Source organism: Blastococcus sp. SYSU D00813 (assembly GCF_054050735.1).
Genome location: NZ_JBJGZX010000047.1, coordinates 17,786 through 30,900, shown reverse-complemented (window position 1 = coordinate 30,900; position 13,115 = coordinate 17,786). Strand labels below are relative to the sequence as shown.

The 13,115-nt window shown below is 75.5% G+C and carries 15 protein-coding genes; 6 read left to right on the top strand and 9 right to left on the bottom strand.

Annotation, left to right across the window (positions count from 1 at the left end; translation table 11 throughout):
* Positions 1-116: 116 nt before the first annotated feature.
* Positions 117-572, bottom strand: coding sequence for a hypothetical protein (locus tag ACI8AX_RS21665; protein WP_456551937.1), 456 nt, complete (start codon positions 570-572; stop codon positions 117-119).
* 139 nt (positions 573-711) lie between these two features.
* On the opposite strand from ACI8AX_RS21665, the gene ACI8AX_RS21660 reads away from it, so the two are divergent.
* Positions 712-1,032, top strand: a complete 321-nt coding sequence (locus tag ACI8AX_RS21660) for a hypothetical protein (RefSeq protein WP_456551936.1) — start codon at positions 712-714, stop codon at positions 1,030-1,032.
* A gap of 25 nt (positions 1,033-1,057) precedes the next feature.
* Here ACI8AX_RS21660 and ACI8AX_RS21655 read toward each other — a convergent pair whose 3' ends face one another.
* The gene (locus tag ACI8AX_RS21655; protein WP_456551935.1) at positions 1,058-2,392 is read right to left on the bottom strand and encodes a reverse transcriptase family protein; all 1,335 of its coding nucleotides are present in this window, start codon (positions 2,390-2,392) and stop codon (positions 1,058-1,060) included.
* A 190-nt stretch (positions 2,393-2,582) separates the two neighbouring features.
* On the bottom strand, positions 2,583-3,437 hold the full coding sequence (locus tag ACI8AX_RS21650; RefSeq protein WP_456551934.1) for an alpha/beta hydrolase: 855 nt from the start codon (positions 3,435-3,437) through the stop codon (positions 2,583-2,585).
* A gap of 202 nt (positions 3,438-3,639) precedes the next feature.
* Between ACI8AX_RS21650 and ACI8AX_RS21645 the strand changes: the two genes are divergently transcribed.
* Both ACI8AX_RS21645 and ACI8AX_RS21640 read left to right on the top strand, forming a co-directional pair.
* The gene (locus tag ACI8AX_RS21645) at positions 3,640-4,641 is read left to right on the top strand and encodes a helix-turn-helix domain-containing protein (protein WP_456551933.1); all 1,002 of its coding nucleotides are present in this window, start codon (positions 3,640-3,642) and stop codon (positions 4,639-4,641) included.
* Positions 4,638-5,243, top strand: coding sequence for a hypothetical protein (locus ACI8AX_RS21640; RefSeq protein WP_456551932.1), 606 nt, complete (start codon positions 4,638-4,640; stop codon positions 5,241-5,243). The genes ACI8AX_RS21645 and ACI8AX_RS21640 overlap by 4 nt, the downstream gene beginning before the upstream one ends.
* A gap of 6 nt (positions 5,244-5,249) precedes the next feature.
* On the opposite strand, the gene ACI8AX_RS21635 is transcribed toward ACI8AX_RS21640, so the two are convergent.
* Positions 5,250-5,543, bottom strand: coding sequence for a hypothetical protein (locus ACI8AX_RS21635; RefSeq protein WP_456551931.1), 294 nt, complete (start codon positions 5,541-5,543; stop codon positions 5,250-5,252).
* 111 nt (positions 5,544-5,654) lie between these two features.
* Here ACI8AX_RS21635 and ACI8AX_RS21630 point away from each other — a divergent pair, with 111 nt between their 5' ends.
* A complete protein-coding gene (locus ACI8AX_RS21630) occupies positions 5,655-5,984 on the top strand; it encodes a DUF6204 family protein (RefSeq protein WP_456551930.1) in 330 nt (109 codons plus the stop codon).
* A 112-nt stretch (positions 5,985-6,096) separates the two neighbouring features.
* Here the strand turns inward: ACI8AX_RS21630 and ACI8AX_RS21625 are convergent, their stop codons facing one another.
* On the bottom strand, positions 6,097-6,714 hold the full coding sequence (locus tag ACI8AX_RS21625; RefSeq protein WP_456551929.1) for a TasA family protein: 618 nt from the start codon (positions 6,712-6,714) through the stop codon (positions 6,097-6,099).
* 156 nt (positions 6,715-6,870) lie between these two features.
* Here ACI8AX_RS21625 and ACI8AX_RS21620 point away from each other — a divergent pair, with 156 nt between their 5' ends.
* Positions 6,871-7,812, top strand: a complete 942-nt coding sequence (locus ACI8AX_RS21620; protein ID WP_456551928.1) for a DUF1028 domain-containing protein — start codon at positions 6,871-6,873, stop codon at positions 7,810-7,812.
* Here ACI8AX_RS21620 and ACI8AX_RS21615 read toward each other — a convergent pair.
* Entirely contained in the window at positions 7,783-8,319 is a 537-nt protein-coding gene (locus ACI8AX_RS21615; RefSeq protein ID WP_456551927.1) for a PaaI family thioesterase, read from the bottom strand. The genes ACI8AX_RS21620 and ACI8AX_RS21615 overlap by 30 nt on opposite strands.
* Entirely contained in the window at positions 8,309-8,827 is a 519-nt protein-coding gene (locus ACI8AX_RS21610; RefSeq protein ID WP_456551926.1) for a winged helix-turn-helix transcriptional regulator, read from the bottom strand. Before ACI8AX_RS21610 ends, ACI8AX_RS21615 begins: the two co-directional genes overlap by 11 nt.
* Positions 8,828-8,906: 79 nt before the next feature.
* On the opposite strand from ACI8AX_RS21610, the gene ACI8AX_RS21605 reads away from it, so the two are divergent.
* Positions 8,907-10,106, top strand: coding sequence for a thiolase family protein (locus ACI8AX_RS21605; RefSeq protein ID WP_456551925.1), 1,200 nt, complete (start codon positions 8,907-8,909; stop codon positions 10,104-10,106).
* A gap of 212 nt (positions 10,107-10,318) precedes the next feature.
* On the opposite strand, the gene ACI8AX_RS21600 is transcribed toward ACI8AX_RS21605, so the two are convergent.
* Together ACI8AX_RS21600 and ACI8AX_RS21595 are read right to left on the bottom strand one after the other, a co-directional pair.
* Positions 10,319-11,149, bottom strand: a complete 831-nt coding sequence (locus tag ACI8AX_RS21600) for a succinate dehydrogenase/fumarate reductase iron-sulfur subunit (RefSeq protein ID WP_456551924.1) — start codon at positions 11,147-11,149, stop codon at positions 10,319-10,321.
* A 19-nt stretch (positions 11,150-11,168) separates the two neighbouring features.
* A complete protein-coding gene (locus tag ACI8AX_RS21595; protein ID WP_456551923.1) occupies positions 11,169-13,115 on the bottom strand; it encodes a fumarate reductase/succinate dehydrogenase flavoprotein subunit in 1,947 nt (648 codons plus the stop codon).

Genomic DNA, 13,115 nt, shown 5'->3' with positions numbered 1-13,115 from the left:
GCTTCTAGGCGCCCTTTCGGGTCGCCTCGCCCCCCCCGCACCCCCCCCCCCCCCCCCCCCCCCCCCCCCCCCCCCCCCCCCCCCCCCCCCCCCCCCCCCCGGCAGGGGGACGGCGGCTAGCGCGAGGCGTCGGTCCGGGGTTCGTCGGCGGTGCGCTCGGTGAAGGCCGAGAACGTCTGCGCCACGGGTTCCTCGTCGTCGGGCGACGAGGTCACCGGGACCGGCCCGCCGGCCGATCCCGCCTCGGTGGACGGCGCCGCGGCGCTGCGCTCGGTGAACGCGGAGAAGGTCTGCGACACCGGCTCCTCGTCCTCGAGCGGGAAGCCCCCGCCCGCGGACGACGACGCGCCCGCCCCGCCGGAGCCGGAGGGCGCGCTCTCCACCAGCTTGTCGACGGCGCCCTGCAGCGGCGGCGGCAGGGTCTCGCGCACCTTGCCGACCGCCTGCTGCACCTCCGGCCGGCCGGCCAGCCGCGCGGTGGCCTGCTGGATCTGCTCGTACCGCTCCCGCCCCGCGCGCGTGCCGAGGACGTACCCCACCCCGATGCCCAGTGCCAGTGACAGCTTGCCCATGGGTCGACTCCTGTTCCGGCCGGTGGCCGTCGATGTCCGGTCAGCGGCGCCGTACCCGGCTGGCGGCCGGTGAACCCGCAGGTGACGGCCGCGCGTCCGGTCGTTGACGCCCGGGGGGCCGGGCGTCACGCTCGGGCGCATGACCGTCGTCCCGTTCCCGGCCGACAAGTGGACGTGGGAGAGCGCCCGCGGGCTCAGCCGCGCGGTGCGGGTCTCGCCGCACGCCAACGCCGGGCTGCTGACCATCAGCTTCTGGCGGGACGACCGGTGCGCCGGGACCGTCCGCCTGACCCCGGCCGAGGCGGCGTCCCTGGTCGGCCGGCTGACCGCGGCCCTCGCGGGGCTGGCCCAGCCGCCGGGTGCCGAGGAGGTCGGCGGGGACTCGGTGGAGGACCGGCTGGCCGCGGTCGAGCAGCGGCTGCGCGCGCTGGAGTCCGGGCCGCCGGCGACGCCGGCCTGACCGTCGTCCGCGCCGGGGTCCGCGGTCAGGACCAGTCGATCCCGCGCGCCAGGGCGGACAGCCGCGCACCGAGGACCGGGTCCACCGACGACGCCCAGGCCACCCGGCCGAGGACGACGTCGCGGAAGGTCGCCGGGTCGCGGTCGCGCACCTGCGAGCGCCACCCGTGCGTCGCGCAGTTGTGCAGCAGCGCCCGGAGGGCGTCGCGCTCGGGCCGGGGCAGCGTCGGGCGGTCGTTGACGACGGCGCCCAGCACCTGCTGGCGGCGCGCCGCACCCGCCGCGCGGGTCTTGGCCGGGTTCACCGCGAACCCCTCGTCGGCCACGATGCGGGCCACGCGGTCGGCGAAGCGGCCGGTCGTCAGCGCACGACCGCCGCTGAACGTCAGGTCGTCGACGTAGCGCGTGTACCTGGCGCCGGCCGCCGCGGCGAGGCCCGCGAGGCGCCGGTCCAGCCGGGAGCAGACGAGGTTGGCCAGTGCCGGGGAGGTCGGCGCCCCCTGCGGCAGGTGCGGCGCGGCCAGCAGGCGTCCGAGGTGCCGGTGCCGGTCGGCCGCGACCGGACCGGGCGGCACGGGCACCCGCCGCCACACGGCGAGCGGCAGCACCGTCGTCGTCAGGCCGGTCACGAGGTGGGCGACCGGCTCGGGGAGCCCGACGGTGCCCTGCAGCAGCCCCCACACCCGGCGCGCCGGGACGCCGACGAAGAAGGTCCGCAGGTCCATGCCGAGGACCACCGGCGCGCCGGCGTGCGGAGCGGCGGCCGTGCGCACCGAGCGGCCGCGGACGCAGCCGTGGGCGGCCTCGTGGACGGGCACCGGCGCGAGCAGGTGCCGCAGCAGCCGTCGCTGGATCTCCCTCAGCCGCGGCTTGGGTGCGGCCAGCAGCCGTACGCCGCTGCCGTGCGGGACCGCCCGCCAGCGGTAGTGCCGCAGCGGCTCACCGGACACCCGCTCGAGCCCGCGCGGGTCGGCGAACCACAGCAGCTCGCCGACGTCGACGTCGAGGAGCCGGGCCAGGGCGGCGGCGTCCGGCAGCTCCGTCACCGCGAACGGCCGCCGGACGACCGTCGTCGCGGAGGGCCGCCAGGTGGCGACCCGGGGAGCCGGTCCGGCGTCCTGGCCCCGGCGCCAGCCCTCCGTCGTCCGGACGAACGCGGCGAGCTCGCGCGGGCGGTCGGCGGGGGCGTCGCGGTACGCGTCGAGGACCTCGCCGACGAGCGTGCCGACCCAGCGCGGCGCTCGTTCCCGGCCGAGGGCCACCGCCACGCGCCGGACCATCTCCCGGCGCCGCCACCGCCCGCCGAGGAGGGCTGTGGCGATGCCCGCGCTGGCCGTCGCGGCCTGCCGCCGCGTCGTCACCGGGGTGCGCGACGGGACGGGCAGCCGCTCCCTGAGGGAGGCGCCGGCGCGTGCGCGGAGCGCGCCGTCCGGCGGGTGACGCCGTTCCTGGCGGACACGTGCTGCCCCGGGGTTGCCCCGGAGGGACCGGGCGTGCCGGTCGTCCTGCCCGCCCCGCCGCGCACGGGTGCACCGTAGCGGCGGCCCGGGCTCAGGTCTGCGGGACGGCGGGCGGTGCGGGCGCCGCCGGGGCGGCCGCGCCCACGTGGTGCCGGTCGAGGAACTCCAGCGCGGTGGCGGCGACCTCGCGCCAGCCGGAGTCGACGCCGTAGGAGTGGCCACGGTCGGGGAACGACACGAACTCGGTGACGCCGGAGGCGTGCCGCGACTGGAGCCGGTACGCGGTGCGCACGGTCGCCTCGGGCACGGTGCGGTCCCGCCCGGCGGCCACGACCAGCAGCGGTCCCCGGCTGCGGTGCAGCTCGACCGCCGCCGGGCTGTTGCGGGCGAAGGTGGCCAGGCCGGCCTGGAACAGCGGCCGCGCGGGGGAGGGGATGGCGAACGCCTCGTACAGCCGGTCGGCCTCCTCCCGCGGGACGGCGCTGGCGAAGCCGCGGGCGAAGCTGTCCGGCGTGTGTGCCCAGGTCCGCCTCCGCAGGGCCGGCCGGGAGAGCACCGGCCACGCGGTGCGCAGCTGCGCCGGCGGGAGCGTCAGGTTCCCGCGGAACTGCGCCGGTGACAGTGCGACGCAGGCCCGGGTGAGCCCCATGGCGTGCAGCTTCTGCGCGACCAGGCCGCCGAAGGAGTGGCCGATCACGACCGGCGGCGACGGCAGCTCGGCGATGAGCCGGGCGTGGTGGTCGGTGACCTCGCCCACGCCCACGCCGGCCACCGCCTCGGGGTGCGCGCGGGCCTCCTCGACCGTCGGCGGCTCGCCCGGCCAGCCCGGGGCGACGGGCGCGTAGCCCCGCCCGGTGAGCAGCTCCTCCCACGGTGCCCAGCTCGTGGCGTGCAGCCAGAGCCCGTGGACGAGGACGACGGGGACGGGGACGGGGGCGGCGGTCACGGGGTCCTCCACGGGTCGGGCGAGCGGCGACGCCGGGGACGCTAGGGGTGTCCCGAGGGGGACGCTGTGCCCTGCGTGCCCGGTGCCGGGCCCTGTGTGCCGGCTGCCGGTCCGGCCGGCCGGAGCCCCGGTCCCTTCCCGCGGGGACCCGGCATCGCGATGATCGGCGCAGCACCTGTCCCGCACACCGGCCGGAGGCGCCGTGGTCACCCTCGTCGACACCGCGAGCCTGCCCACGGCCGACCGCCGGGCCGCGACCGTGTCGGAGCTGCTCGAGGCCACGATGTCCTCGCGGGTGCGCTTCCCCGACGACGCCCCGGCCGCGGCGCGGCTGGACGGCTGGGACCTCGGCGGGATCTCGGTGCTGCGGCTGGACCTCACCGGGCAGCTGCGGCTGCACCGGACGGGCCGGCACGCCCGCAGCGATCCGGCCCCGGTGCTCTCCCTGGCCGTGCAGGAGGCGGGCGGCGCCCGGCAGGAGCAGTTCGGCGCGCAGCGCCTGGTGCCGGCCGGCGGCCTCTCCGTCACCGACGTCTCCGTCCCGTACGAGTACCGGTGGCGCGGGCGCGGGGCCTGCCGGGCGCTGCGGATCCCGGTCGAGCGGCTGGACCTGCCGGTCGACGTCGTCCGCCGGGCCGCGCCGGTCGCGCACCGGAGCGGGCTGTACGGCCTGGTGCGGGCCCACGTCGCCCAGGTGACCCGGGACGCCGAGCGGCTGGCCGGCGAGCCCCTGGTGCACTCCGTGGCGACCGCGACGGTCGACCTCACCCGCGCGCTGCTCGCCTCGGCCGCCGGCTGGGCGGTGCCCGGGGTGGGGGCCGACACCCTGGCCACCCGCGTGCGCGCCTACGTGCGCCGGCACGTGCGGGAGCCGGACCTGGACGCGCAGCGGGTCGCCCGCGCCCACGCCGTCTCCGTGCGGCAGCTGTACCGGGCGTGCGCCGCGGCGGGCTTCAGCCTGGAGCAGGAGGTCATCGCCCGGCGGCTGCACGGTGCGCGCGACGAGCTCGCCCGCGGCGGCGGACGGCCGATCGCCGCCGTGGCCCGCCGCTGGGGGTTCAGCGACCCCTCCCACTTCAGCCGGCGGTTCCGGGCGGAGTACGGCACCAGTCCGCGGGAGTGGCGGCGGGCGGCCGAGGCCGGGCGGGCGGACGGCGACGGCAGGATGGAGGCCCCTCCGCCGACGACGGGAGACCGACCGTGACGCAGCCCTCCGCACCCGTGGTGGTGCCGCGCTTCTCCGTGAAGCAGCGGATCACCGTCGTGGTGAACCGCCACGAGGTGCTCGCCACCCGGCCCGACGGCGGCGAGGGGCCGCTGATGGCACTGGCCGAGCAGAAGCGCCTGAAGCTCAAGGAGGAGGTCGTCTTCTACACCGACGCGGACAAGCGCCGGAGGGTGTTCTCCTTCAAGGCCCGCCAGCGGCTCGACGTCCACGCGCAGCACGACGTGTACGACGAGTACGGCAACGTCCTGGGCTCGTTCGGCAAGCGCTTCGGCGCCAGCCTGCTGCGCTCCACCTGGGACCTGTCGGCCCCGGGCATCCAGGCGGTCGGGCGGGAGCGGCGTCCGGTCGTCGCCGTGCTGCGCCGCATCTGGACGCTCATCCCGTACCTGGGCGACGTCTGGGTGCCCTTCGTCTTCCACTTCGACTTCGTCGACACGGCCACCGGCGCACCGGTGATGACCAGCGAGCGGCGCAAGGCGGTGCGCGACCGCTACGAGATCACCGTGCAGGACCCGCGGCTGGACTTCCGCGTCGCGGCGTCGATGGCCGTCGCCCTCGACGCGCTGCAGAGCCGCTGAGGCGGCTCAGCGGAAGAACGCCGCCACCAGGCCCATCAGGCCGTCGGAGGAGTTCGAGCCCGGTCCGCCGCCCCCGCCGACGCGCCGCCTCCAGTCGGAGGCGACCAGGAACGGGACGGCCACGGCGAACAGCGCCAGCGCCGTGCCGATGGCGACCCGCCGGTCCACCGACAGGACGGGGTCGGAGAAGAGGGCCACCACGCTGAGGGCCGCGAGCACGTAGCCGATCCGCCCCCAGCGCCGCTCGCGCCGGGCGCGCCGCGCGTCGGCCTCGGCCAGTTCCCGCTCGTGCTCCTGCACCGGTCCTCCTCGTCTGCTGCCGCCCCGGTCCGGGCGGCGGCCGCGGAAGGTAGCAGCGCCCGCCGGAATGCGGTGGTGTCCCCGGCGCGCCGCCCCCTACGCTCGCCCGCCGTGTCCACCCGCACCTACCGCGTCACCGTCCGCGGCGTCTTCGACGGCCTCGACGAGGCCCAGCGCGTCTCCCTGCTCGCCCGCGCCGCCGAGCACGACCTCTTCGCGGCTGCGTTCACCGAGGAGGGGACGCTCAGCTACGACACCTCGCTGTCGGCCTTCAGCCACCGCGTCGTCGTGCGGGTCGACGCGGGTCCGGACGAGGAGGACGACGCGCACACGGCCGGCCGGCTGAGCGCGCTCGAGCGGCTGGACGCCGCGGGTCTGGGGCACCGGCGGCTGCGCTCGTCGGTGACCTGCGTGGACGACGTCAGGATCCGCCGGCGCTGACGCACGCGACGACGCCCCCCGCTCCCGGGTCAGGGGGAGCGGGGGGCGTCGTCGTGCGGCCCGCCCCCTCCGCGCCGTTCCCCCGCGGACGGCGGGGCGGGGGCGGGCCGCGTCAGCGGGCGGTGCCGGAGCGCTGGACGCCGGTGAAGGTGAGCCCGAGGGTCGCGCGCTCGCCCTGGAAGGAGTCGCCGGCCGTCGTGGGCAGCGAGAGGGTGAAGACCAGGTGGTCGACCCCGCCGGGCTGCAGGCTCGCGACGCCGGCCAGCGGGGCGTCCATCACCGCGCGGCCGGAGTACAGCGTCGAGGCCGTGCCGGCGCAGGTGTAGGTCGGCGCCGAGGCGGTGCCGCCCTGGGTCCACGCGGCGGAGCACGACCGCACCGACAGCTGCAGGCCGTTCGTGGCGTCGGTGGTCAGCACGCTCGGGGCGGTGGCGGTCGAGGCGAGGCTGACCTGGCCGAGCGGCGAGGTGCCGTCGTTGACCAGGTCGACCGCGCGGGTCATCGAGTCGCCCGGCAGGAAGCCGGCCGTGGTCACCGGGACCGTGGCGCCGCGCTGGCTCACGTCGATCGACACCGTGCCGCTCGAGACGCTCGTCGAGATGGGGGTGGTGCTGTCGGTGAACGTGCCGAACGTGCCCAGGCCGGCCACGGCGGCGGCAGCGGCCACGACGCCCAGCGAGCCGAGCACCTGGGTGCGGCGGCGGGCGGCGACGTTGCGGGAAGACGTCATCCGAGTGTTCCTCCAGTCCGGTCGCCGGCGGGCTGTTCCGCCGGCAGGGAGGACTCTCGGCGCCCGACCGCAGGACGCCCGCCGCGCTCCCGCAAGGTCTCCGCAAGACCGGGTGCGGTGTTTGGCCGGTGACCCGGCCCGGGCAGGCGGCAGGGCGTGACCTACTCGATCGTCGCCCGGGACACCACGACCGGGGAGATGGGCGTCGCAACCCAGTCGCAGGCCTTCGCCGTCGGCAGCAGCGTCCCCTTCGCCCTGCCCGGCCAGGGGGTGATCGCCAGCCAGTCGATGGCCGAGCCGATGTACGGGCAGATCGGGCTGGACCTGCTGCGCGGGGGCTTCACCGCCCAGGAGGTGCTCACCGCGCTGCGCAGCGTGGACCCGCACCCCGAGCGCCGGCAGGTCGCCGTCCTGCACGTCTCCGGCGACCTCGCCGTCTACACCGGCGAGAACTGCGTCGCCGAGGCCGGGCACCAGGTGGGGGAGGGCTGCGTGGCCCTGGCCAACATGGTCTCCTCGCCGCAGGTGTGGGAGTCGATGGTGGCCACCTTCGAGACCTCCCAGGGCGCGCTGGCCCACCGGCTGCTGCTCGCGCTGCACGCGGCCGAGGACGCCGGGGGCGACGTGCGCGGCCGGCGGTCGGCGGCGGTGTTCGTCGTCCGCGCGGTCCCCACCGGCCGGCCGTGGCACGACACCGTGGTGGACCTGCGGGTGGACGACTCCGACGACCCCGTCGGCGAGCTGGACGAGCTGGTGGTCCGGCTGGCCCGCTACCAGGACGTCGTCCGGGCCTTCCAGCAGGCGATCGGCGGCGACCCGGTCACCGCCGACCGCGTGCTGGAGGAGCTGCGGCTGCCCGACCCGCACACCGAGCCCGACCACGTGCTGTGGCGCGCGGTCGTCGCCGGGCTGGCCGGCCGGGAGGACGCCGCGCGAGCGCTGCTCACCGAGCTCGCCGCGGTCGCGCCGCAGTTCGTGGAGGTCGGCCGCCGGTTCGGCACCGCGGGCCTGGTCGACGCCGACCTGATGGCGCGGATCCTGCCCGAGGGGGTCGCGTCCGGTGCCCGGTCAGCCGGGGAGCGGGAACACCAGCAGTGAGCTGGACGCGGTGGCCACGCTGCGGCCGGCCGCGTCGAGCACCTCGCCCTCGGCGAACGCCACCCGGCGCCCGGGCTTGACGACCCGGCCGATCGCCCGCAGCGGCCCGCTGGCGGCCGTGACCGCCCGCAGGTAGGTCACCTTCAGCTCGATGGAGGTGTACCCGGTGCCGCGCGGGAGCGTGGAGTGGACGGCGCACCCGGCGACCGTGTCGAGCAGCGTGCACACGAGCCCGCCGTGCACGACGCCGATCGGGTTGTAGACCGACTCGTCGACCAGGCAGGAGAACTCGACCCGGCCCTCCTCGACGGCCACGAGGTCCATCTGCACCAGCGGCACGATCGGCGGCGGGGGCAGCACGCCGTCCCGCAGCGCCTCGAGCGTCTCCAGCCCGGACCGTTCGAGCGCGCCGGCCGCCGTGACCATCGGGTCGTACCAGGTGACGGTGCGGGACCGCGGCTCGCCCCACGTCGCGGGGGTCGCCTCGGCGGCCGGCTCAGCGGTCACGGTCGCCCTCCTCGCCGTCCTCCGCGGGCAGCCCGGAGAGCAGCCGGCCCGACGGGGTCAGCTCCCGGGTCACCCGGGAGCCCATGACCGGCTCGCCGCAGGTGCGGCACACCCACTCGGCGTCGACCTCGTGGGCCTCGTGCTCGCCGGGGGAGTGGACCAGCCGCACCGGCGGCTCGTCGGTGGCCCAGCGGTTGCCCCACTGCAGCAGCGCCTGCAGCACCGGCAGCAGGTCGCGGCCGGACGCGGTGAGGTGGTAGCCCGAGCGCGGTGGCGCGTCGCTGTAGGGACGCTTCTCCAGGACGCCGGCGGCCACCAGGGCGTTGAGCCGGGCGGTGAGCCGGTCCCGTGGCGCGCCGGTGCCACGCACGATGTCGCTGAAGCGGTGGTTGCCCAGGGACACCTCGCGGATCACGAGCAGGGACCACCGCTCGCCCACCAGTTCCAGGGCGGCGGCGATGGAGCAGGGGCGGCCGGGCAGCTCGGCGAGGTCGACGGCGGCGGTCATGCTCCTAGGTTTGCACGTCAAACCGACACGCGCTACCGTCGCGGCGCCGGTTGGAGAATCGAACTCAGGGAGGCCCGCCATGCGGGACGCGGTGATCGTGGAGGCCGTCCGGACACCGGTCGGCAAGGGCAAGCCCGGCGGGTCGCTGTCCGGGGTGCACCCGGCCGACCTGCTCGCCGGGGTGCTGGAGAGCCTCGTGGAACGGGCCGGGATCGACCCCGCGGTGGTGGACGACGTGATCGTCGGCTGCGTGTCGCAGGCGGGGGAGCAGGCCGCCAACATCGCCCGGCGCGCGGCACTGGGCGCCGGCTTCCCCGAGCACGTGCCGGCCACGACGGTCGACCGCCAGTGCGGCAGCAGCCAGCAGGCCGTGCACTTCGCCGCCCAGGGCGTCATCTCCGGCGCGTACGACGTCGCGGTCGTCGGCGGCGTCGAGTCGATGAGCCGGGTGCCGATGGGCAGCGCCGCGCAGGGCGTCGCCGACATCGGCGGGGAGCGCTACGCCGCCCGCTACCCCGAGGGCGGGGTCGGCCAGGGCGTGGCCGCCGAGCTGATCGCGGCCCGCTGGGGTCTCTCGCGCGCGCAGCTGGACGCCTACGCCGCCCGCAGCCACGCCCGCGCCGCCGAGGCGTGGGCCACGGGGCTGTTCGCCGACCAGGTCGTGCCGGTCAAGGCGCGGCAGGCCGACGGCTCGTACTCCCTGGTGACCACGGACGAGACGATCCGCCCGGGCACCGACCTGGAGACCCTGGCGCGGCTGCGGCCGGCCTTCGCCGACGAGCGCATCGCCGCCCGCTTCCCGCAGATCACCGACTGGAAGGTCACCGCGGGCAACAGCAGCCCGCTCAACGACGGCGCCGCCGCCCTGCTCGTCACCACCAGCGAGAAGGCCCGCGAGCTCGGCCTGCGCCCGCGCGCGCGGATCCACACCACGACCGTCGTCGGCGACGACCCGCTGATGATGCTCACCGCCGTCATCCCGGCCACGGAGAAGGCGCTGCGCCGGGCCGGCCTGTCGATCGGGGACATCGACCTGTTCGAGGTGAACGAGGCGTTCGCCTCCGTCGTCCTGGCCTGGCAGGCCGAGACCGGCGTGACCACCGACAAGGTGAACGTCAACGGGGGCGGCATCTCGATCGGCCACCCGCTCGGCGCCAGCGGGGCCCGGATCATGACGACGCTGGTCGACGCCCTGCACCAGCGCGGCGCCCGCTACGGGCTGCAGACCATGTGCGAGGCCGACGGCCTGGCCAACGCGACGGTCCTCGAGCGCCTCTGACCCCGGCGCGGCCACGATCAGGTGACCTGATCATGGCGTGTCCTCCCTCACCGCCCACCGTGAGGGAGGACGCGCTGCGGTGAGGGAGGACGACGACCGGCGCCAGAACGGCAGCGGGCGGGAACCCCGAATGGGGTCCCCGCCCGCCGGCGGTCGGCCCCGTCCCGAGGCTCACCCGAGCTTGCGAGGGATGAGGAGGACGGGGTCCTTGATCAGCTCTTCGGCCGGGCTCCCGCGCGCAGGGCGCCGAGCAGGTCGTGGTTGAGCCGGGAGATGGTCTCCATCGAGATGCCCTTCGGGCAGGCGGCGGAGCACTCGCCGATGTTGGTGCAGCCGCCGAAACCCTCCCGGTCCTGCTGCGCGACCATGTTGACCACCCGGTCGTTGCGCTCGGGCTGGCCCTGCGGCAGGAGCCCGAGGTGGGTGACCTTGGCCGCGGTGAACAGCATCGACGAGGCGTTCGGGCACGCGGCCACGCAGGCCCCGCAGCCGATGCAGGTGGCCGCGTCGAAGGCGTTGTCGGCGTCCTTCTTCGGCACCGGCGTCGCGTGCGCCTCGGGGGCGGTCCCGGTCGGCACGCTGATGTAGCCACCGGCCTGGATGATCCGGTCGAAGGCCCGCCGGTCGACGGCGAGGTCCTTGATCACCGGGAACGCCGTCGCCCGCCACGGCTCGATGTCGATCGTGTCGCCGTCCTTGAACGACCGCATGTGCAGCTGGCAGGTGGTGGTCTGCACGGCACCGTCGTGCATGCCGTTGCCGTGTGCCCGCCCGTTGATCATGACGCCGCACATGCCGCAGATGCCCTCGCGGCAGTCGTGGTCGAAGGCGACCGGGTCCTGGCCGTCCATGATCAGCTGCTCGTTCAGGACGTCGAGCATCTCGAGGAAGGACATGTCCGGCGAGACGTCGTCCAGCCGGTAGGTGACCATCTTGCCGGGGGAGGCGGCGTCCTGCTGGCGCCAGACGCGCAGCGTCAGCCGCATGGTGCGCTCCTGGTGGGGCGCCGTGGCGGCCCGGGGGCCGTCCTCAGTCATCGTCATCGCTGGCTCCGCTGGTTCGTCACTTGTAAGAGCGCTGGGCGAGGTGCACGTACTCGTAGACGAGGTCCTCGCGGTGCAGCACCGGGGGAGTGCCCTGCGGCGTCCACTCCCAGGCCGCCACGTAGGCGAAGTTCTCGTCGTCGCGCAGCGCCTCGCCCTCGGGGGTCTGGCTCTCGGCCCGGAAGTGCCCGCCGCAGCTCTCGCGGCGGTGCAGGGCGTCGATGCACATCAGCTCGGCCAGCTCGATGAAGTCGGCCACCCGGCCGGCGTGCTCGAGGTTCTGGTTGAACGAGCCCCAGGTGCCGAGCACCTTCACGTTGCTCCAGAACTCCTGGCGGATCTCCTGGATGCGGTCGATGGCCTTGCGCAGGCCCTCGTCCGTGCGCTCCATGCCGCAGTAGTCCCACATCAGCTGGCCCAGCTCCCGGTGGAAGGAGGCCACGCTGCGGGTGCCCTGGATCGACAGCAGCTTGTGGATCTGGTCGGTCACGCCCTGGACGGCCTCCTGGGCCGCCGGGTGGCTGTCGTCGACCGTGGGGAACGGCCCGTCGGCGAGGTACTCGGTGATGGTCGCCGGCAGCACGAAGTAGCCGTCGGCCAGGCCCTGCATGAGGGCGCTGGCGCCGAGCCGGTTCGCGCCGTGGTCGGAGAAGTTGGCCTCGCCGATCACGAACATGCCGGGGATCGTCGACTGCAGGTCGTAGTCGACCCACAGGCCGCCCATCGTGTAGTGGACGGCGGGGTAGATCCGCATCGGCGTGGCGTAGGGGTCCTCGCCCGTGATCTGGGCGTACATGTCGAAGAGGTTCCCGTACTTCGCCTCGACCGCGGGTCGGCCCAGCCGCTGGATGGCCTCGGCGAAGTCCAGGTACACACCCAGCCCGCCTGGGCCGACGCCGCGGCCCTCGTCGCAGACGTTCTTGGCCGCGCGGGAGGCGATGTCGCGGGGCACGAGGTTGCCGAACGCCGGGTAGCGCCGCTCGAGGAAGTAGTCGCGCTCGCCCTCGGGGATCTGCCGCGGGTCGCGGGTGTCGCCGCGCTCCTTGGGCACCCAGACGCGGCCGTCGTTGCGCAGCGACTCGCTCATCAGCGTGAGCTTCGACTGGTACTCGCCGTGCACCGGGATGCAGGTCGGGTGGATCTGCGTGTAGCAGGGGTTGCCGAAGTACGCGCCGCGCTTGTGCGCCCGCCAGATCGCCGTGGCGTTGGAGCCCTTGGCGTTGGTCGACAGGTAGAAGACGTTGCCGTACCCGCCGGTGGCCAGGACGACGGCGTCGGCGTAGTGCGTGCTCAGCTCGCCGGTGACCAGGTCGCGGGCGACGATGCCGCGGGCGCGGCCGTCGACGACGATCAGGTCGAGCATCTCCGTGCGGGCGTGCTGCTCGACGTTGCCGAGCGCCATCTGCCGCTCGAGGGCCTGGTAGGCGCCGTAGAGCAGCTGCTGGCCCGTCTGGCCGCGGGCGTAGAAGGTCCGCGAGACCTGCGTGCCACCGAAGGAGCGGTTGTCCAGCAGGCCGCCGTACTCGCGGGCGAAGGGCACGCCCTGGGCCACGGCCTGGTCGATGATGTTGACGCTGACCTCGGCCAGGCGGTGCACGTTGTTCTCGCGGGCGCGGAAGTCGCCGCCCTTGACCGTGTCGTAGAACAGCCGGTGCACGCTGTCGCCGTCGTTGCGGTAGTTCTTCGCCGCGTTGATGCCGCCCTGCGCCGCGACGCTGTGCGCGCGGCGGGGGCTGTCCTGGTACCAGAACGACTTGACCTTGTAGCCGGCCTCGCCCAGGGTCGCGGCGGCGGAGCCACCGGCCAGGCCGGTGCCGACCACGATGATCGTCATCTTGCGGCGGTTGGCCGGGTTGACCAGCCGGCCGCGGAAGCGGCGCTCGCTCCAGCGCTCCCCGATCGGGACGTCCGTGGGCGCCTTGGTGTCGGCGATCGGGTCGCCGACGGTGAAGAGGTCGAGAGGCAT

What these genes read in the sequence shown, in the direction of transcription:
- ACI8AX_RS21665 (WP_456551937.1), bottom strand. Translation starts at nt 572, where the DNA reads ATGGGCAAGCTGTCACTGGCACTGGGCATCGGGGTGGGGTACGTCCTC.
- ACI8AX_RS21660 (WP_456551936.1), top strand. Translation starts at nt 712, where the DNA reads ATGACCGTCGTCCCGTTCCCGGCCGACAAGTGGACGTGGGAGAGCGCC.
- ACI8AX_RS21625 (WP_456551929.1), bottom strand. Translation starts at nt 6,714, where the DNA reads ATGACGTCTTCCCGCAACGTCGCCGCCCGCCGCCGCACCCAGGTGCTC.
- ACI8AX_RS21610 (WP_456551926.1), bottom strand. Translation starts at nt 8,827, where the DNA reads ATGACCGCCGCCGTCGACCTCGCCGAGCTGCCCGGCCGCCCCTGCTCC.
- ACI8AX_RS21605 (WP_456551925.1), top strand. Translation starts at nt 8,907, where the DNA reads ATGCGGGACGCGGTGATCGTGGAGGCCGTCCGGACACCGGTCGGCAAG.
- ACI8AX_RS21600 (WP_456551924.1), bottom strand. Translation starts at nt 11,149, where the DNA reads ATGACGATGACTGAGGACGGCCCCCGGGCCGCCACGGCGCCCCACCAG.
- ACI8AX_RS21595 (WP_456551923.1), bottom strand. Translation starts at nt 13,115, where the DNA reads ATGCCTCTCGACCTCTTCACCGTCGGCGACCCGATCGCCGACACCAAG.